Raw genomic sequence first — 482 nt, forward strand, 5'->3', positions numbered from 1 at the left:
TTGATCGGAGAATCCCTAGTGATAAAAATAGGGCCGCAGATCGCCTACAAAGCAGTGATTTCGGCGTTCATGATGAAGGCCAGATCTGCACCCAGTTGCCGGCGAATCCTATTAACTGAGGTGTCTGTTGGAACCGCTTTATAGAACGAGAACTCTGGCGAGGTCGAATGTTGCAGCACGATCAGATGGGTTTTGCCAAGGCGTTTCAACCTCCGCAGTTGAGCAACTTCGTCCACCATCTGTGTGATTGCCAAATCAAACCAGTTGGGCGCATCAGTTGGCTCTTCAATCGATATCCCTTGGATAGTCAAACAAAGCTTGTAGCCACTCAATTTCAGCTGAGCAACCAGATCTGCTTGGATAGAGGCACCTATTTCAACAGAGGTCATCCCGCCATCACCATTATTGGATACAGGCCCAAGCAGCTTGTTATGAAGATAGATTTTGCACGACCAAGCTAGACCTTTAGGGATTCTCCGATC

At 48.1% G+C, this 482-nt stretch carries 1 protein-coding gene; it reads right to left on the minus strand.

The window, feature by feature from the left end:
- Positions 1 to 44: 44 nt before the first annotated feature.
- Positions 45 to 482: hypothetical protein (locus tag ALO64_RS20160; RefSeq protein ID WP_217996284.1), on the minus strand; the 438-nt coding region annotated here is incomplete at its 5' end.

Origin of the sequence: Pseudomonas meliae (genome assembly GCF_001400515.1) — a bacterium.
Classification (GTDB): domain Bacteria; phylum Pseudomonadota; class Gammaproteobacteria; order Pseudomonadales; family Pseudomonadaceae; genus Aquipseudomonas; species Aquipseudomonas amygdali.